Origin of the sequence: Sodalis sp. RH24, from assembly GCF_047324145.1 — a bacterium.
In the GTDB taxonomy this organism is placed as follows: Bacteria; Pseudomonadota; Gammaproteobacteria; order Enterobacterales; family Enterobacteriaceae; genus Acerihabitans.
In genome coordinates, this window is sequence record NZ_CP178729.1 from 3,373,520 (window position 1) to 3,391,989 (window position 18,470).

18 protein-coding genes are annotated in these 18,470 nt (G+C 57.7%); 12 read left to right on the forward strand and 6 right to left on the reverse strand.

Annotated elements, in window-relative coordinates; translation table 11 throughout:
- Positions 1 to 244 precede the first annotated feature (244 nt).
- From cytR to rraA, 6 genes are all read left to right on the forward strand, one after another.
- Entirely contained in the window at positions 245 to 1,288 is a 1,044-nt protein-coding gene (gene cytR, locus ACL2XG_RS15300) for a DNA-binding transcriptional regulator CytR (RefSeq protein ID WP_410012701.1), read from the forward strand.
- A gap of 79 nt (positions 1,289 to 1,367) precedes the next feature.
- On the forward strand, positions 1,368 to 2,504 hold the full coding sequence (gene ftsN / locus ACL2XG_RS15305; RefSeq protein WP_410012702.1) for a cell division protein FtsN: 1,137 nt from the start codon (positions 1,368 to 1,370) through the stop codon (positions 2,502 to 2,504).
- An 88-nt stretch (positions 2,505 to 2,592) separates the two neighbouring features.
- Positions 2,593 to 3,141 carry an ATP-dependent protease subunit HslV gene (gene hslV, locus ACL2XG_RS15310; protein WP_410012703.1) on the forward strand — a complete coding sequence of 183 codons (549 nt, stop codon included), beginning with the start codon at positions 2,593 to 2,595 and terminating at the stop codon, positions 3,139 to 3,141.
- A complete protein-coding gene (gene hslU / locus ACL2XG_RS15315; protein ID WP_410012704.1) occupies positions 3,134 to 4,465 on the forward strand; it encodes an HslU--HslV peptidase ATPase subunit in 1,332 nt (443 codons plus the stop codon). Before hslV ends, hslU begins: the two co-directional genes overlap by 8 nt.
- 92 nt (positions 4,466 to 4,557) lie before the next feature.
- Positions 4,558 to 5,475 carry a 1,4-dihydroxy-2-naphthoate polyprenyltransferase gene (locus ACL2XG_RS15320; protein ID WP_413721809.1) on the forward strand — a complete coding sequence of 306 codons (918 nt, stop codon included), beginning with the start codon at positions 4,558 to 4,560 and terminating at the stop codon, positions 5,473 to 5,475.
- A gap of 100 nt (positions 5,476 to 5,575) precedes the next feature.
- Positions 5,576 to 6,061 carry a ribonuclease E activity regulator RraA gene (gene rraA, locus ACL2XG_RS15325; RefSeq protein ID WP_162367566.1) on the forward strand — a complete coding sequence of 162 codons (486 nt, stop codon included), beginning with the start codon at positions 5,576 to 5,578 and terminating at the stop codon, positions 6,059 to 6,061.
- A gap of 61 nt (positions 6,062 to 6,122) precedes the next feature.
- Here the strand turns inward: rraA and zapB are convergent, their stop codons facing one another.
- Complete coding sequence (gene zapB, locus ACL2XG_RS15330) at positions 6,123 to 6,362, reverse strand: cell division protein ZapB (protein WP_410012706.1); 240 nt, start codon at positions 6,360 to 6,362, stop codon at positions 6,123 to 6,125.
- 504 nt (positions 6,363 to 6,866) lie between these two features.
- Here zapB and ACL2XG_RS15335 point away from each other — a divergent pair.
- The 6 genes from ACL2XG_RS15335 to tpiA all read left to right on the forward strand — a co-directional run bounded on the left by ACL2XG_RS15335 (position 6,867) and on the right by tpiA (position 12,933).
- A complete protein-coding gene (locus ACL2XG_RS15335; protein WP_410012707.1) occupies positions 6,867 to 7,724 on the forward strand; it encodes an MIP/aquaporin family protein in 858 nt (285 codons plus the stop codon).
- Between the two features lie 39 nt (positions 7,725 to 7,763).
- Positions 7,764 to 9,278 (forward strand): glycerol kinase GlpK, encoded by a 1,515-nt coding sequence (gene glpK / locus ACL2XG_RS15340; protein ID WP_410012708.1) that lies wholly within the window; start codon positions 7,764 to 7,766, stop codon positions 9,276 to 9,278.
- Positions 9,279 to 9,402: 124 nt separating this feature from the next.
- Positions 9,403 to 10,413: a class II fructose-bisphosphatase gene (gene glpX, locus ACL2XG_RS15345; protein WP_410012709.1), complete on the forward strand. Its 1,011-nt coding sequence runs from the start codon at positions 9,403 to 9,405 to the stop codon at positions 10,411 to 10,413.
- 240 nt (positions 10,414 to 10,653) lie between these two features.
- On the forward strand, positions 10,654 to 11,400 hold the full coding sequence (gene fpr, locus ACL2XG_RS15350; RefSeq protein WP_410012710.1) for a ferredoxin--NADP(+) reductase: 747 nt from the start codon (positions 10,654 to 10,656) through the stop codon (positions 11,398 to 11,400).
- Positions 11,401 to 11,446: 46 nt separating this feature from the next.
- Positions 11,447 to 12,040: a DUF1454 family protein gene (locus ACL2XG_RS15355; protein WP_410012711.1), complete on the forward strand. Its 594-nt coding sequence runs from the start codon at positions 11,447 to 11,449 to the stop codon at positions 12,038 to 12,040.
- Between the two features lie 125 nt (positions 12,041 to 12,165).
- On the forward strand, positions 12,166 to 12,933 hold the full coding sequence (gene tpiA / locus ACL2XG_RS15360; protein ID WP_410012712.1) for a triose-phosphate isomerase: 768 nt from the start codon (positions 12,166 to 12,168) through the stop codon (positions 12,931 to 12,933).
- A 133-nt stretch (positions 12,934 to 13,066) separates the two neighbouring features.
- Here tpiA and rbsR read toward each other — a convergent pair whose 3' ends face one another.
- The 5 genes from rbsR to rbsA form a co-directional block, all read right to left on the reverse strand.
- Positions 13,067 to 14,068 (reverse strand): ribose operon transcriptional repressor RbsR, encoded by a 1,002-nt coding sequence (gene rbsR / locus ACL2XG_RS15365; RefSeq protein WP_413721808.1) that lies wholly within the window; start codon positions 14,066 to 14,068, stop codon positions 13,067 to 13,069.
- A gap of 8 nt (positions 14,069 to 14,076) precedes the next feature.
- Positions 14,077 to 14,997 (reverse strand): ribokinase, encoded by a 921-nt coding sequence (gene rbsK / locus ACL2XG_RS15370; protein ID WP_413721807.1) that lies wholly within the window; start codon positions 14,995 to 14,997, stop codon positions 14,077 to 14,079.
- 77 nt (positions 14,998 to 15,074) lie between these two features.
- Complete coding sequence (gene rbsB, locus ACL2XG_RS15375) at positions 15,075 to 15,962, reverse strand: ribose ABC transporter substrate-binding protein RbsB (RefSeq protein ID WP_410012715.1); 888 nt, start codon at positions 15,960 to 15,962, stop codon at positions 15,075 to 15,077.
- Positions 15,963 to 15,985: 23 nt separating this feature from the next.
- Positions 15,986 to 16,954: a ribose ABC transporter permease gene (gene rbsC, locus ACL2XG_RS15380; RefSeq protein WP_410012716.1), complete on the reverse strand. Its 969-nt coding sequence runs from the start codon at positions 16,952 to 16,954 to the stop codon at positions 15,986 to 15,988.
- Complete coding sequence (gene rbsA, locus ACL2XG_RS15385; protein WP_410012717.1) at positions 16,954 to 18,465, reverse strand: ribose ABC transporter ATP-binding protein RbsA; 1,512 nt, start codon at positions 18,463 to 18,465, stop codon at positions 16,954 to 16,956. Before rbsA ends, rbsC begins: the two co-directional genes overlap by 1 nt.
- Positions 18,466 to 18,470 lie beyond the last annotated feature (5 nt).

Consider the following 18,470-nt stretch of genomic DNA (forward strand, 5'->3'; position numbering starts at 1 on the left):
GGGTTATCAGTATTTTGCGCATCACATTCGGATAATATTCAAAGTTTGTACCGGAACGATCTTTTTAGTCACTCAAGTAACGCACTATCTGATAGAAAAGACGGGCCAGGGGACACTGGGATCGTCCCGTGCCGCCACGCGCGGCCGGCATCTTTCCGGGCGCTGGTGTTGAGGGTCGCACCGGAACACCGTATGGAACATGCGCGATAAAACGTGCCTATTGCGCTGACATCAGGAGAAAGATGTGGAATCTAAAAAGTTTGCCGGCCTGGCGACCATGAAGGATGTGGCGGAAAAAGCCGGCGTGTCGACAGCCACGGTTTCCAGGGCGCTCATGAATCCGGAGAAAGTCTCCGTCACCACGCGTAGAAAAGTCCAGCTCGCCGTAAGCGATGTCGGCTATTCCCCGCAGCCTCTCGGCCGCCAGGTAAAACGAAATGAAACCTGCAACCTGCTGGCCCTGGTGCCGGATATCTGCGATCCCTTTTTCTCTGAAATCCTGCGCGGCATTGAGGAAACCGCCGATGAAAACGGCTATCTGGTCCTGATTGCCGACTACGCCCACCAGCGCCCACATAAAAAAAGCTTCAGTGATTTGATCATTGCCAGGCAGATAGATGGTATGTTGCTGCTCGGGTCCGAGCCGCCATTTGCCATTGATATCGCAGAGCAGCAAAACCTGCCGCCGATGGTGATGGTCAATGAGTTTGTTCCGGAGCTTGCATTGCCCACGGTGCATATCGATAATCTTACCGCGGCCTATGAGGCGGTGGATTATCTGTTCAGCCTTGGCCACCAGCGTATCGCCTGCATTAGCGGCCCGGAGCATCTGATGCTTTGTCATTATCGGGTACAGGGGTATATTCAGGCGCTGCGACGTCATGGCATCCCGCCCGAAGATCATATTGTCATCCAGGGCGACGTGAGTTACGAGGCAGGCGCGGCGGGACTTAATGCATTAATTTCGCGAACGTATCCGCCTACTGCTATCTTTTGTCACAGTGATATCATAGCGTTTGGCGTTTTATCCCAGGCGAAGAAAATTGGGCTGGACGTGCCGGGGGATTTGTCCCTGGTCGGCTTCGACGATATAACGCTTGCGAAATTCTGCGACCCACCGTTGACTACCGTGGCCCAGCCGAGCTACCAGCTTGGCCGAGAGGCGTTATTGTTACTCTTGCAGCAGCTCAGGCAACAGGCGGTAGCGAATACCTCCCTGCTATTGGATAGCAAACTGATCGTCCGGGGCAGTACCGCCATGCCCCGCATAAAACGAAATGCGCTTTAGGACTACAGGCGCTGGTCAAATATTATTGCCTTCAGTAACATGACGGGCTGGTTACTTTCTCAAACTTAGCGAAACGACAGTGGCACAAAGAGACTATGTAGGCCGTGGAAGGACAAACACGCGGCGCAAAAAAACCAACAGTCGAAAAAAACGCACCTCTTCCGGCATCTCAAAGACCATGATCGCATTGGCCGTTGCCGTATTGATTACGTTTATTGGCGGTCTCTACTTTATTGCCCACAATAAGACGGAGGAGGCAGTCATTCTGCCGAGCCACGGCAACCATACCAGCAACGGCCTGCCGCCTAAACCGGAAGAGCGTTGGCGTTATATTAAAGAGCTGGAAAATCGCCAGATAGGGGTGCAAACGCCTACCGAGCCCACCGCGGGCGGCGAGGTGCAAACACCCGCCCAGTTGACCGACGAGCAGCGCCAGTTGCTTGAGCAGATGCAAGCGGACATGCGCCAGCAGCCGACCCACCTCAACGAAGTGCCTTATAACGACCAGGTGAAATCGTCGGCGGCAAATCACGCCCGTAACCAGCAGAACCAGCAATCATTCCAGACGACGCCTGCGCCGCGTCCAACGCCTGCCGCCACGCCGGTACAACCGCGCCAGGTTTTCTCCGCGCCGGTTGAGCAACAGCCGCCGCGCCAGGCGCCGGCCGTACAGCAGGTGCAACAGCCGCCGCGCCAGGCGCCGGCCGCACAGCAGGTGCAACAGCCGCCGCGCCAGGCGCCGGCCGTACAGCAGGTGCAACAACCGCCGCGCCAGGCGCCGGCCGCACAGCAGGTGCAACAGCCGCCGCGCCAGGCGCCGGCCGCACAGCAGGTTCAACAGCCGCCGCGCCAGGCGCCGGCCGCACAGCAGGTGCAACAGCCTCATCAGGCGCCGGTGACTGCCATACAACCGGCGCCCCAGACGAAAACGGAAGCCCGCGCCGAACCCAAGGCCGAAGCGAAGGCGGAAAAAGAACCGGCGGAAAAAGCCCAACGCTGGCTGATCCAGTGTGGTTCGTTTAAAGCGATGGATCAGGCCGAGTCTATCCGCGCCCAGCTCGCCTTCGGCGGCATTGAAAGCCGGATCACCAGCAATGGCGGCTGGAACCGCGTCATGTTGGGCCCCTATTCCACCCGCGCCGGCGCCGATAAGTCGCTGCAAAATTTACGCGCGTCCGGGGTGTCAAATTGCATTCCCATTGCCAGTGGGGGTTGAAAACCCTTAATCCCACCCCATCTATAAATTCAATATGTCTCATACTCATTATGAGACGCTTGAATCTATAGTTACCGGAGGGTTGCACGTGACAACAATCGTAAGCGTACGCCGCAATGGCCGTGTGGCCATCGGCGGCGACGGCCAGGCTACCCTGGGTAATACCGTGATGAAAGGGAATGTGCGCAAAGTCCGTACGCTTTACCATGATCAAGTGATAGCGGGTTTTGCCGGCGGCACCGCGGATGCCTTTACCTTATTCGAACTGTTCGAGCGTAAGCTGGAACTGCATCAAGGCCATCTGACCAAGGCGGCCGTGGAGTTGGCTAAGGACTGGCGTACGGATCGCATGTTACGCAAGCTGGAGGCCATACTGGCGGTGGCGGATGAACAGACGTCGCTTATCATTACCGGCAATGGCGATGTTATACAGCCGGAAGACGATCTGATCGCCATTGGTTCCGGCGGGCCGTATGCCCAGGCCGCCGCGCGCGCCTTGCTTGATAACACCGAGCTTGGCGCGCGGGATATCGTGGAGAAAGCATTGACGATCGCGGGAGACATCTGCATTTACACCAATCAATTCCACACGATTAAAGAAATCACCTCCAAAGTGAAGGAGCCTGAAAATGTCTGAGATGACTCCACGCGAAATCGTCAGCGAACTCGACGACTATATTATCGGACAGCATAATGCAAAACGCGCGGTTGCCATCGCGCTGCGCAATCGCTGGCGCCGCATGCAGCTGGACGAAGCATTGCGTCATGAAGTGACGCCAAAAAATATCCTGATGATCGGCCCGACCGGCGTCGGTAAAACAGAAATCGCCCGCCGTCTGGCAAAACTGGCCAACGCGCCGTTTATCAAGGTGGAAGCCACTAAATTTACCGAAGTCGGTTACGTCGGCAAAGAAGTGGATTCAATCATCCGCGATCTCACCGACGCGGCGGTAAAAATGGTGCGCCTGCAATCCATGGATAAAAACCGCCAGCGCGCCGAAGAATTAGCGGAAGAACGCGTGCTGGATGTGCTGATCCCGCTGCCGAAAAATAATTGGGGCCAGCCGGAGGAGACCGCCGAACCGTCGGCGGCGCGTCAGAATTTCCGTAAAAAGCTGCGCGAAGGCCAGCTGGACGATAAAGAGATCGAGATAAACCTGGCCGCCGCGCCGATGGGCGTCGAGATTATGGCGCCTCCGGGAATGGAGGAGATGACCAATCAGCTGCAATCGATGTTCAAAAACCTGGCCGGGCAAAAACAAAAACCACGCAAGATTAAAATCAAGGAAGCGCTGAAGCTGCTGGTCGAGGAAGAGGCGGCAAAGCTGGTCAATCCGGAAGAGCTGAAAGAGCTGGCTATCGAAGCCGTCGAACAGCACGGCATCGTATTTATCGATGAAATTGATAAAATCTGCAAACGCGGCGAAACGTCCGGCCCGGATGTCTCCCGCGAGGGCGTGCAACGGGATTTACTGCCGTTGGTGGAAGGCTGTACCGTCTCGACGAAACACGGCATGGTAAAAACCGACCATATCCTGTTTATCGCCTCCGGCGCGTTCCAGGTGTCCAGCCCGTCCGATTTGATTCCGGAGCTGCAAGGCCGGCTGCCGATCCGCGTCGCGCTTGAAGCCCTGACGACCAACGATTTCGAGCGTATCCTGACCGAACCCAGCGCTTCCCTGACGATTCAGTACAAAGCGCTGATGGCCACCGAAGGCGTCAGCATCGAATTTACCGCCGACGGCATCCGACGCATCGCCGAGGCCGCCTGGCAGGTCAACGAACGCACCGAGAATATCGGCGCCCGTCGCCTGCATACCGTGCTTGAGCGCCTGATGGAAGATATTTCCTATGACGCCAGCGAATGGGATGGTAAAACAATTTCAATTGATGCAGATTATGTTCGTAGCCATCTGGATGAGCTAATATCTGACGAAGATTTGAGCCGATTTATCCTGTAAGCGCCAAGGGGTAAACGACATCCGCAATGGGAGGCTCCGGCCTCCCGTTTTTTTTTGCCAAAACCGGGTATTACACATAAGATTCGTTAATTATGAGCGAAACCGTCACCATCAGCCCGACCAAAGCCTGGATGGTCAGCCTGCGCCTGCGCACGCTGCCGCTGGCGCTGGCCTCTATCGTCACCGGCTCGGCGATTGCCGGCTGGCAAGGCCATTTTAAACCCGGCGTCGCGCTGCTGGCGCTGCTTACCGCCGCGCTGCTGCAAATCCTGTCCAATCTGGCCAACGATTATGGCGATTCAGTGAAAGGCAGCGACGATCACGGCCGCATCGGGCCGCTGCGCGGTATGCAGATGGGCGTTATCTCCCGCGGGCAGATGAAACTGGCGTTGATTATCGCCATCGCCCTTTCGCTGATTTCCGGCGCAACGCTTATTGCCGTGGCCTGCGAAAAACCCGCCGATATCCTGGGTTTCCTGGCCCTCGGCGTACTGTCGATTATCGCCGCCATTACTTATACCATGGGTACGCGCCCCTACGGTTATATGGGCTTGGGCGATCTGTCGGTGCTGATTTTTTTCGGCTGGCTCAGCGTCGGCGGCAGCTATTATCTGCAAACCGGCGCCTTCCATACCATCGTGATGCTACCGGCCACCGCCTGTGGACTATTGGCGGCCGCCGTGTTGAATATCAATAACCTGCGGGATATCGAATCCGATCGCCTGACCGGGAAGAACACGCTCGCGGTGCGTCTCGGGCCGCTGCGGGCGCGTTATTACCATGCGGGCCTGCTGGCGTGCGCGGTGTTGTGCCTGGCCGTTTTCACCCTGCTTGAGTTGCGCAACCTGGTAGGCTGGCTGTTCGCCCTGGCCGTGCCGGCGCTGTATATGCAGGCGCGTTATGTCCTGCACGAGCCAGACCCGTCAGGCATCCGTCCCATGCTGGAAAAAACCGTAAAATGCGCGCTGCTGATCAATATCCTGTTTGCCGTGGGGCTGCTGTTTAGCTAAACGTTTTCTGACGCGCATCAAGTTAACAATTGATGGTTTTGGCAACTGGCGCGAGAACGCGATATACTTTCCGCTCCAGCGGCAAACCGACGTAAATCCTATGAAATACGATACTTCAGAACTATGCGACATTTATCATGAAGACGTGAATGTTGTCGAACCTCTCTTCAGCAATTTCGGCGGGAGGACATCGTTTGGCGGGCAAATCGTTACCGTGAAATGTTTCGAGGATAATGGTTTGCTTTATGACGTGCTTGAAGAAAACGGCCTTGGCCGCGTGTTGGTCGTTGATGGCGGCGGGTCGGTCAGGCGCGCGCTGATTAATGCCGAGCTGGGCACGCTTGCGGTGCAAAACGAGTGGGAAGGTATCGTGGTTTACGGCGCGGTGCGCCAGGTGGACGATCTTGAAGAGCTTGACCTAGGCATCCAGGCCATGGCCGCCACGCCTGCCGGCGCCGCGAGCGAAGGCATAGGCGAGAGCGATATCCGGGTCAATTTTGGCGGGGTAACCTTCTTTTCCGGCGATCATCTTTACGCCGACAATACCGGTATTATCCTGTCGGAAGACGCGCTAGATCTCGAGTAATTGGCGGCAACGCGCAAAAGGGCGATCTGGCATCGCCCTTGTTGTTGCCCGCAAGCCGGCGTTACACTTCCTCCATCTTACTGAGCAATGCGCGTAAACGCTCTTGCCACACGCCCTGCTCCTGCTTCAACTGCTCATTTTCGTTAACCAGCGACTCGCGGTTGCTGGACGCTTGCTGAATTTCCTGAGCCAGACTGTTATTCTTCTCTTTCAATTCTTCAATTTCCATTTGCAACAGCGTGATGGTATCTATCGCCTGCTGTACCTTCGCTTCTAATTTTTCAAATACTTCAAAAGCCATTTCAGCCCCCTTAAGCCTACAAGGTGTAATCATGAATGGGAGCTACACGCCGGCGTGTAGCCCTTAAATCGTCTTGGCGTCAGCACCGCTACAGGCGCGTATCACATTGCCCCGGGTACAGCCTGGAGAGGGGATTTTATGTAGCGCCTCCCCCAGTGTCCAGCCGCAATCGTCTAAACGGCCGAATGAGTCGGTTATTGTACGCTATGAACCCAACGTGCAGCGGAAAGTTTTGCCGGCGATGAGATGCTCGTTTTAGCAATTAACACATTTTGTTAAAAAAGGTGATAGCCAGCACACAGAAATTTTGCCCATAACAGCCTAAATTAAGCGAATACGCTCATTTTTATGACGTACTGCACACAATTTGATTTCGATATTTCTCGTTTCTGCTCGTTAACGATAAATTTACAACATACCTACATGCCTTACTAGGTAAGATTTGATTCGGTAAGCAGACATGTCCACCACTGCTACCCCACTTTTCGCCAGCAGGAAAAGATTATGAGCCAACAAAAAACTCCAACACTGAAAGGCCAATGTATCGCTGAATTTCTGGGCACCGCCTTGCTGATTTTCTTCGGCGCCGGCTGCGTTGCCGCACTGAAGCTGGCCGGCGCCAGCTTCGGCCAATGGGAAATCAGTATCATCTGGGGCTTTGGCGTCGCCATGGCGGTTTATCTTACCGCCGCCGTTTCCGGCGCGCATCTCAGCCCCGCGGTGTCCATCGCGCTATGGCTGTTCGCCAATTTCGAGCGCCGCAAGGTGGTGCCCTACATCGTTGCGCAAATGCTCGGCGCCTTCTGCGGCGCAGCGGTGGTCTACGGTCTTTACTACAACCTGTTCATCGACTTCGAGCAGGCAAACCATATGGTCCGCGGCAGCGTGGAAAGCCTCCAGCTGGCCGGGGTATTCTCAACCTATCCTAACCCGCATATTTCCGTGATCCAGGCGTTTTTAGTGGAAACGGTGATTACCGCCATTCTGTTATGCCTGATCCTGGCCTTGACCGACGACGGCAATGGCATTCCCCGCGGCCCGCTGGCGCCGCTGCTGATCGGTATCCTTATCGCGGTCATCGGCGCATCCATGGGGCCGTTGACCGGGTTCGCCCTTAACCCCGCCCGTGATTTCGGTCCCAAGGTATTCGCCTACCTGATGGGCTGGGGCAAGGTAGCCTTTACCGGCGGCCGTGAAATTCCCTACTTCCTGGTGCCGCTGATTGCACCGATCATCGGCGGCTGCCTTGGCGCCTTTATCTATCGCTCGCTGATCAGCCCTTACCTTCCTTCTAATATTATCGAGGATGGTTTGGAAGAGACCCGCTCGGCAAACACAGCAAAATCCGAACGCAAAGCGTAATGCTTACTGTGCCAATGTTAACTTTTGCAGGAATCTATTATGTCATCAGATAAAAAATATATTGTGGCTCTCGATCAGGGAACGACCAGCTCACGCGCCATTGTCATGGATCATGACGCCAATATCGTCAGCGTTTCGCAGCGCGAATTCACCCAGATTTATCCCAAACCAGGCTGGGTAGAGCACGACCCGATGGAAATTTGGGCATCGCAAAGCTCGACACTGGTGGAAGTGCTGGCTAAAGCCGACATCCGCTCCGACCAGATCGCGGGCATCGGCATTACCAACCAGCGTGAAACGGCGGTGGTCTGGGATAAGGAATCCGGCAAGCCTGTTTACAACGCCATCGTCTGGCAGTGCCGCCGTACTTCGGATATGTGTGAAAAGCTTAAACGCGATGGCCATGAGGAGTACGTACGCAAAACCACCGGGCTGGTTATCGATCCCTATTTCTCGGGCACCAAGGTGAAATGGATCCTGGATAATGTCGAGGGCGCCCGGGAACGCGCCAAACGCGGCGAACTGCTGTTCGGCACCATAGATACGTGGCTTATCTGGCGCATGACCCAGGGTCGCGTGCACGTTACCGACTATACCAACGCCTCCCGTACCATGCTGTATGACATCCATAACCTGCAATGGGACGACAAGCTGCTGGAAATCCTGGATATTCCCCGCTCCATGCTGCCCGAGGTCCGTCCCTCGTCCGAAGTGTACGGCCAGACCAATATCGGCGGTAAAGGCGGGACCCGTATTCCCATCGCCGGTATTGCCGGCGATCAGCAAGCCGCGCTGTTCGGACAGCTGTGCGTCCAGCCGGGTATGGCCAAGAATACCTACGGCACCGGCTGCTTCCTGCTGATGAATACCGGCACCAAGGCGGTGCAATCGAAACACGGCCTGCTGACCACCATCGCCTGCGGACCGCGTGGGGAAGTCAATTACGCCCTGGAGGGCGCGGTGTTTGTTGCCGGCGCCGCCATCCAGTGGCTGCGCGACGAAATGAAACTGATAAGCGACGCCACCGATTCGGAGTATTTCGCCAGCAAGGTGAAGGATACCAACGGGGTGTACGTGGTGCCGGCGTTCACCGGCCTGGGCGCGCCATATTGGGATCCCTATGCGCGCGGCGCGATATTCGGTTTGACCCGCGGCGTTAATGCGAATCATATTATTCGCGCCACGTTGGAATCCATCGCCTTCCAGACCCGCGATCTTCTTGACGCCATGCAGGCCGATTCCGGCGCCCGCCTGCAGTCCCTGCGGGTTGACGGCGGCGCCGTGGCCAATAATTTCCTGATGCAGTTCCAGTCCGATATCCTCGGCACCCGCGTCGAGCGTCCCGAAGTACGGGAAGTGACCGCACTGGGCGCGGCGTATCTGGCCGGCCTGGCGGTAGGCTTCTGGAGCGATTTGGAGGAGGTCAGGAGCAAGGCGATTATCGAGCGAGAATTCCGCCCAAGCATTGAAACGGTGGAACGCAACGTTCGCTATAGCGGCTGGCAAAAAGCGGTTGAGCGCGCCCGCTCATGGGAAGAACGCTCGGACGAATAATACCCCGGCCGGCACGTTTTTTTACCCTGGCCGCATTGCGCCGCGGTCCCCGCGCCCGGAATGCGCGCCAGGTGTGATAAACTTTGCGATAAACTTCTCTTAAGTGGATACGCAAGGTTTAAGCATGAAACGTGAATTAGCCATCGAATTCTCCCGGGTGACCGAAGCCGCCGCGCTGGCGGGCTATAGCTGGCTGGGCCGCGGCGATAAGAACGCGGCCGACAATGCGGCGGTTCAGGCCATGCGCATTATGCTCAACCAGGTGCAGATCGACGGCCGGATTGTGATTGGCGAAGGCGAAATTGACGAAGCGCCGATGCTTTTCATCGGCGAAGCCGTCGGCACCGGCCAGGGAGACGCGGTGGATATCGCGGTGGACCCTATCGAAGGCACCCGTATGACGGCCATGGGCCAGGCAAATGCGCTGGCGGTATTGGCGGTGGGTGAAAAAGGCGCTTTTCTGCATGCGCCTGATATGTATATGGAAAAGCTGGTGGTCGGCCCAGATGCCAAAGGCGCCATTAACCTTAGCCTGCCCCTGGACGAAAACCTGCGTAATATTGCCCATACGCTGAATAAGCCGCTTTCGCAGCTGACCGTGGCCATTCTGGCCAAACCCCGTCATGACGACTGTATTGCCGCTTTGCAGCGGCTTGGCGTGCGCGTATTTACCATTCCCGACGGCGATGTGGCCGCCTCCCTGCTTACCTGCATGCCGGATAGCGAAGTGGACGTGATGTACGGTATCGGCGGCGCGCCTGAAGGGGTTATCTCGGCGGCGGCCATCCGCGCGATGGATGGCGATATGCAGGGCCGGCTGTTGCCCCGCCATCAGGTCAAAGGCGACACCGCGGCCAACCGCCTGATAGGCGACGATGAGCTGGCGCGCTGCGCCGCCATGGGCATCAGCGCCAATACCGTGCTGACGCTTAACGATATGGCGCGCAATGACAACGTGGTCTTTTCCGCCACCGGCATTACCAAAGGGGATCTGTTAAACGGCATCACCCGCAAAGGCAACCTGGCCACCACTGAAACCTTGTTGATCCGCGGCAACAGCCGCACCATCAGGCGTATCGCCTCAACCCATTACCTTGATCGCAAGGATGCCGCCCTGCACCCCTTTATTCTTTAACCCGCGGATTTCGCGCCATGGCATCAATTGCAAAACGTATTGTTAACAATTACAGTCGTCCCGCTGGATGCCAAGGCTGAATTAGCCGATAATGACGCGTTCGCGGCGTAACAAAAAAGGTAGCGCAGGCAACCATGCCGGCGCTTACCGGATCCGCTATCATCACCAGCCGCTGTGACAGAGTGGAGAATCGTTAGCCGGTCCGGGTACCGGCCGGAAAGACCAAGGGGAAAGTGAGTTATGGCAGAATGGGTGACCGGGAAAATCATACATGTGGAACACTGGACGGAGAGCCTGTTTAGCTTAACCGTTAACGCCCCCGTCGATCCTTTTACCGCCGGACAGTTTGCCAAACTCGGTCTGGAGATCAACGGCGAGCGTGTCCAGCGCGCGTATTCCTACGTCAACGCGCCGCACAGCGATAACCTGGAATTCTACCTGGTGACGGTGCCGGAGGGTAAGCTTAGCCCGCCGCTCCACGCCTTGCAGCCCGGGGATTCGTTAATGATCACCAAAGAGGCCGCCGGCTTTTTTGTCCTTGATGAAATCCCGGAATGTGAAACGCTATGGATGCTGGCGACCGGCACGGCGCTGGGGCCTTTTCTGTCCATCCTGCAGCAGGGGGAGGGACTGGAGCGCTTTAAGGATATCGTGCTGGTACACGCCGCGCGTTTTGCCCGTGACCTCAGCTACCTGCCCCTGATGCTGGAACTGCAGCAGCGTTTTAACGGCAAGCTGCATGTGCAGACGGTGGTCAGCCGCGAGGAGGTTCCCGGCTCGCTGACCGGCCGCGTTCCCGCCCTGATAGCCGACGGGTCCCTGGAAGCCGCGGTTGGGCTGCCGTTAAATGCCCAAACCGGCCATGTGATGTTATGCGGTAATCCGCAAATGGTCAGGGACACCCAGCAGATATTAAAAGATACCCGCGAAATGCGTAAACATCTGCGGCGCAAGCCGGGCCATATTACCAGCGAGCACTACTGGTAAGCGCCATGCGAATTTACTGGTTAAGATCACTGGGAATCTACGCACTGTGAACAGCAAAATCCGCTTCGTTATCCCGGCCCTGTTGCTGGCATTGCTGTTCCCGGCGGCGATGGGCGCGGCGGCGGAAAACCCCGCCGACACGCCCGCCCCCGCGCCTTATTTGCTGGCCGGCGCCCCCACCTTTGATCTGACGGTGGTGACATTCCGCGAGCAGTTTAATGCGCACAATCCCGCGCTGCAGATAGGCGAGTTCCGGGCTATCGACAGCCGTGGCGACGGCATGAATCTCACGCGCGCCGCCAGTAAAATCAACGGCACCCTGTATGCGTCCACCGCCCTGGAAAAGGGCAGCGGCAAGATCAAGACCTTGCAACTGACCTATCTGGCGGTGGAAGGCGGCAGCGAAAAAGCGGCGCGCGCCGTGGCCGTGAGTTATATGGCCGCGCTGCTGCGGGAGTTCGAGCCGGCATTGACGGCGGCGCAAAGTAACGCCCGGGTGGCCGACCTGCTGGCCAAAGGGAAAGGCTCGCGCTTTTTCCAGCAGTCCTGGGGAGCCTTGCGTTATGTGGTGGCCGATAATGGTGATAAAGGTCTCACTTTTGCCATAGAGCCGGTTAAGCTCGCCTTATCCGAACCCTGAGCGGCCGCGGTTTCATGACAAAAAACAAAGCCACCGCGGCGCTTTCTCTCTATACTGGGGACAGGTAATGCTGTCCCCGGGACAGTCAATTTTTTTATTTCGCGTTCCCTATTGGAGATTTTAAAATGCGATATCCGTTAGTGATGGGTAACTGGAAGCTGAACGGCAGCAAGCGTTTGGTTAACGATCTGATCGCCGCGCTGCGCACGGAATTAAACGGCGTGACCGGCTGTGGCGTGGCTATTGCGCCGCCGGTCGTCTATCTGGAGCAGGCTAAGCGCCAGCTTGCCGGCAGCCAACTGGCGCTGGGCGCCCAAAACGTCGATACCAATCTCTCCGGCGCGTTTACCGGTGAAGTGTCCGCCGAGATGCTAAAGGATATTGGCGCCAAATATATCATCATCGGCCACTCCGAGCGCCGCACCTATCATAAAGAAAGCGACGAACTTATCGCCGAGAAATTCGCGGTTCTGAAAGAAGCGGGCCTGATCCCGGTATTGTGTATCGGCGAAAGCGAAGCCGAAAACGAAGCCGGTGAGACCGAAGCGGTCTGTGCCCGCCAGCTGGACGCGGTATTAAACGCCATGGGCGCCAAGGCCTTTGACAACGCGGTTATCGCCTACGAACCTATCTGGGCCATCGGTACCGGCAAATCGGCCACCCCGGCGCAGGCGCAGGCGGTTCATAAATTTATCCGCGGCCATATCGCCAAACACGACGCCGCGGTGGCTGAACAGGTTATTATTCAGTACGGCGGCTCGGTGAATGCCGGCAACGCGGCGGAACTGTTTACCCAGCCGGATATCGACGGCGCGCTGGTAGGCGGCGCCTCGCTGAAAGCCGACGCCTTTGCGGTGATCGTCAAAGCGGCGGCGCAGGCCAAACAGGCCTGAGATAACGCCACGGGCGGGTTCACGACGCGTTAACCGTCCCGCCCCCTCGTTATCGTCGCCCTGAACCGTAAACCGGGTCTCATCCCCCGTGTTTGCGGTTTTTTTTTCGCCATGATTAAACCCACGGCACAACTCAGCGACGGCCGACCGACGCCCGCTCCACCAGCTCGGGGGTCAGCACCAGCACCTGGGGTTCGGTATCGGGATGTTCCAACCGGTAAAGCAGGGTGTCGATCGCCAATTGGCCAAGCGAGTCTTTCGGCTGGTTAATCGTGGTCAGCGGCGGGGTAAGGTATTTTGCCAGCTCGATATCATCATAACCGATGACCGCCATATCTCCCGGCACCGACAGCCCGGCCTGGTACAGCGCCTGGTAGACGCCCACCGCAACCGCATCGTTGCCGGTAAATACCGCATGGGGCGGCTCGCTGAGGGACAGCAGTTGTTGCATCGCGCTTACGCCGCCGCCAAATTCGAAATCGCTGAAAACCTCATAACCGGCCGGCACCGCCAGCCCGGCGCGCGCCATGGCGAGGCGATACCCCTGCAGGCGATGGCGGGCGGTGGTTTTATCCTGCGGGCCGGATATACAGGCGATTTTGCTGTAGCCGCGCGCAATCAGATAGTCGGTAGCCAGGCACCCGCCCAATAACGAGTTATCCTGGATAATATCCAGCGCGTCCTCAAACGGCGTCCAATCCATCATGACAATCGGCAGCGAGGGGTAGCGGCGCAGCGCCAGACGGGAAGGCCGGTTATTTTCGGTACACATGATAAGCAGCCCGTCGACGCGTTTTTGCAGCAGCGTCTCCATACTACGGCTCATGCGATCGGCATCCTCTTCGGTATTACACAGGATCAGGCTGTAGCCCCGCTCGTAGCAACTGCGTTCGACGCCGTGCACCACCTCCGCGTAAAACGGGTTATTACTGGAGGTAATCAGCATGCCGATAGTGCGCGTCTGGTTGATCTTTAAACTGCGGGCCAGGGCCGACGGCGCGTAGTTGAGCTGTTCCACCACCGCCATCACTTTAGCGCGCACCCGATCGCTGACAAACCGGTTGTTATTGATCACGTGCGATACGGTGGACGTGGAAACGCCCGCCAGACGGGCAACATCCTTCATGGTGGCCAAATAAGCTCCTAACCCTGCAGAAAAGCGTCGATTTCATCACGCCAGGGAATTGACGGCTGCGCCCCCGGACGGGTTACCGCCAACGCGGCGGCGGCATGGGCGAACCTGACGGCGTTATCCAGGTCCTGGTCTTCGAGCAGCGCGGTCATCAGCGCGCCGTTAAACGTATCGCCCGCCGCGATGGTATCCACCGCCTTGACCTTGAATCCGGGAACCCGCTTGCCATTGCCACGTTCGCTCAGCCACACACCGCGGCGGCCAAGGGTAATGATAACCGTAGCGATGCCCTTATCATGCAAAATCCGCGCGGCGCGGGCGGCGCTGGCGTCATCGGTGACGGCGACGCCGGTCAGTTGCTCCGCCTCGGTTTCATTGGGCGTAATAATGTCTACCAAGGCCAGCAATTCGTCCGGCAGCTGACGCGCCGGGGCCGGGTTTAATATCACCTGGGTCTGGTGATCGCGCGCCAGGCGGGCGGCGGCGATCACGGTATCAAGGGGGGATTCCAACTGCATCAGTAATGCCGCGGCATGGATGACCAACTGCTCATAGCGGGCCAGGTAGGCCGGCGTTACCGCGGCGTTAGCGCCGGGATGGATGCCGATGACATTTTCACCCTCCGCGTTGACAAAAATCAGCGCGACGCCGGTGCTGGCGCCCGGGCTGGGTTCCACGGGCAGAATATCAATGTTGTCCGCCTGCAGCTGCCGGCGAATCTGCGCGCCGATGGCATCCTCGCCCACGCAGGCGATAAAGGCGATATCGGCGCCGCTGCGGCCGGCGGCCACCGCCTGATTAGCGCCTTTGCCGCCGAAAGCCACCTGATAGCTGCCGCCAATTACCGTTTCACCGGGACGGGGAAACTGTTGTAGATTAAGTATATGATCCGCGTTAATGCTGCCGAGAACCACCAGCTTTTTTATTGCCATAGCCTGTATCCTGGTTAGAAGCGTTATCGCCGGCGCGCGGCGATAACGCAAGGCGCTGCTGTCGAGGTTTTACGGGCTTATTTGGTGACCAGCTTCAGGGCAACCGGGATCACCGCATCCACTTTTTCGCCTTTCAGAACCTTGTCTGCGGTTTCCACGCCGATTATACCGATCTGGTCGGGCTGCTGCGCCACGGTGGCGGCAAGTTTACCGCTTTGCACCGCTTTGATGCCGTCGGCGGTGCCGTCAAAACCCACCACCAGCACATCGGTTTTATTCACGGTTTGCAGGGCGCGCATGGCGCCCAGGGCCATTTCGTCGTTCTGCGCGAATACCGCCTGCACCGCCGGATGCGCGGTCAGCAGGTTCTGCATCACGTTAAGCCCTTTGGTGCGATCGAAATCGGCGGGCTGGCTGGCCAGCATAGTAAATTTATACTGATCGGCCGATTGTTTAAACCCTTCGCCGCGCTCACGCGCAACAGACGTGCCGGCGATACCTTCCAGCTGGATAACCTTGGCGTTCTGGCCCAGTTTTTCACCGATAAAATCACCGGCCATTTTGCCGCCGACCCGGTTGTCGGAGGCGATATGGCTGACGACGGCCCCTTTGCTGGCCTTACGATCGAGGGTGATCACCGGGATCTTGGCCTGGTTGGCAATAATGACCGCGTTGCCCACCGCGTCGGAATCGCTTGGGTTGATAAGCAAAAGCTTAACGCCGCGCACCGTCAGATCCTGCACATTGGCCAGTTCCTTGGCCGGGTTGTTTTGCGAATCGAGCACCACCAGCTGATAACCCAATTTATCCGCTTCCTGCTGGGCGCCGTCTTTCATGGAAACGAAGAACGGATTATTCAGCGTGGACACCACCAGCGCGATGCTGTCTTTCGCCAGGGCATTGGCGCTGAGAGTGGCGCTTAACGCCACGGCGGACATCAAAAAAGCTAATTTTTTCATTTTCATCTTTATCATTCCTGCGGGAGAGGTTATTTACTGCTTTTGTTATCTACCAGCACCGCCAACAAAATCACCACGGCTTTAACAATCATCTGGTAGTAGGAGGAAACGCTCAATAAATTCAGTCCGTTATTAAGGAAGCCCAGGATCAGCGCGCCGACCAGCGTCCCCATGATGCGCCCTTTCCCGCCGGACAGGCTGGTACCGCCCAGCACCACCGCGGCGATGGCGTCCAGCTCATAGCCGGTACCCGCCGTGGGCTGCGCCGAGGACAGGCGCGCCACTTCGATAACGCCCGCCAACGCCGCGAGCAACCCGCACAGCGCGTAGACGATGACCTTGACCCGATCGACGCTGATGCCGGACAGCCGGGTGGCGGCTTCATTACCGCCCAGCGCATAGATATAACGGCCCAGGCGGGTGTGATGCAGCATGTACCAGGCGGCAAGAAACACCACGGCCATGATCCATACCGGCGTGGGCACGCCAAGGGGACGACCGATGCCAAACCAGCCAAACGCGTCGGCCGTATCACTGAAACCGGTGTTTACCGGACTGCCGTTGGTATACACCATGGTGATACCGCGCAGCAGCAGCATCATGACCAGGGTGGCGATAAAGGCCTGTACCCTGCCCTTCGCCACAATCAGGCCGGTGATGGCGCCGATGGCCGCGCCCAGCGCCAGGGAGGCGCCCACCGCCACCATGACATTCATTTCCAGCCCCACCACCGAGGCGGCTACCGCGCCGGTCAGCGCCAGCAGGGACCCGACGGACAAGTCAATGCCTGCGGTGAGGATCACCAGCGTCATACCCACCGCCATGATGGCGTTGACCGAGGTCTGCTGGAGAATATTGAACAGATTGTTGAGGCTGAAAAAATTGGCGCTCATTGAAGAAACCACGGCGATCAGCACCAGCAGCGCAATCAACGATTTTTGCTCCAGCAGCCAGGCTTTGCTGATGCCGCGTTTAACGGGGATAGTCCGGGAATTCATTACTGATTCTCCTGCTGGGTACGATAAAGCTTGCCGACGGCCGCGGCCATCAGCACTTCCTGGGTGGCCTGTTCGATGGGGAATATGCCGCTTAAGCGGCCTTCATGCATCACCATGACGCGATCGCTCATGCCAAGGACCTCCGGCATCTCGGAGGACACCAGGATGATGGAGAGCCCTTCCTGTTTAAACTGGTTGATCAACTGGTAAATCTCTTTCTTGGCGCCCACGTCGACGCCCCGGGTCGGCTCATCCAGGATCAGCACCTTAGGGCGTGTCATCAGGCCGCGCGCAATGGCGACTTTTTGCTGGTTGCCACCGGACAGCAGGCCGATAGGCTGCTCCATCGACGGCGTTTTGATATTAAATAAACGGATAAAATCCCCGACAGCCACCCGCTCGTCGGCGTGTTTCAGCCAACCGGCCTGATGGCTAAAATAGCGCAGGGCGGTTAAAGTCATGTTTTCCTTTACCGACATGCCCAGCACCAGTCCGTCGCGCTTGCGATCCTCGGAAATATAGACAATGCCGTTGGCAAGCCCGTCCTGGGGCGACCTGGCGACCACGGCGCGTCCGTCGAGCGTCACGCTGCCGCCGGTGCGCCTGGCGGCGCCATAGAGGGTTTTCATCAGTTCGGTACGGCCGGCGCCCATCAGCCCGGCGCAGCCCAGGATTTCCCCCTGGCGCAGGGAGAAACTGACGTCATGCACCCCGGGGCCCGACAGGTGGCTGACCAGCAGGCGCTCCTCGCCCGGACGCTGCGTGACGCGCGGATACTGTTCCTCCAGGCGGCGGCCCACCATCATTTCAATCAGCCTGTCTTCCTGCAGCTCGTTTACCGGCCGTTCGGCAATAAACTGCCCGTCGCGCATCACCGTGACATCGTCGCAGATCTCGAAAATTTCCTTTAGCCGATGGGAGATATAGACAATGCCGCACCCCTGCTGCTTCAGTTCGTTTATCACACTGAACAGCGATGCCGTTTCCGTATCGGTTAACGCATCGGTGGGCTCGTCCATGATGATCACCTGCGACTTAAAGCTGATTACCTTGGCGATTTCCACCATCTGCTGATCGCCAATCGATAATTCCCCCACCAACCGGTGGCTGCTATAGGCCAGGTTCAGGCGGCCCAGGAGTCGGTCCGCTTCGCGATACATCCGCTTCCAGTCGATGCCGCCGATACGGTTAAGGAATTCGCGCCCCAGGAAGATATTTTCGGCGATCGTCAGTTCAGGGATCAGGTTAAGTTCCTGATGGATGATACCGATACCGGCCTCCTGCGACGCCTTGGGGCCGCTGAAGGCAACTTCCTTTCCCATAAATATGAGCGTACCGGCATCCTTGCTGTAAATCCCGGTCAACACCTTCATCATGGTGGATTTACCGGCGCCGTTCTCCCCCACCAGCGCCATCACGCGGCCGGGATACACGGTCAGCGCCGCGCCGGAAAGCGCTTTGACGCCCGGAAACGACTTGTCTATCCCGCTCAGTTGCAGTAAGGGTTGCATAAATG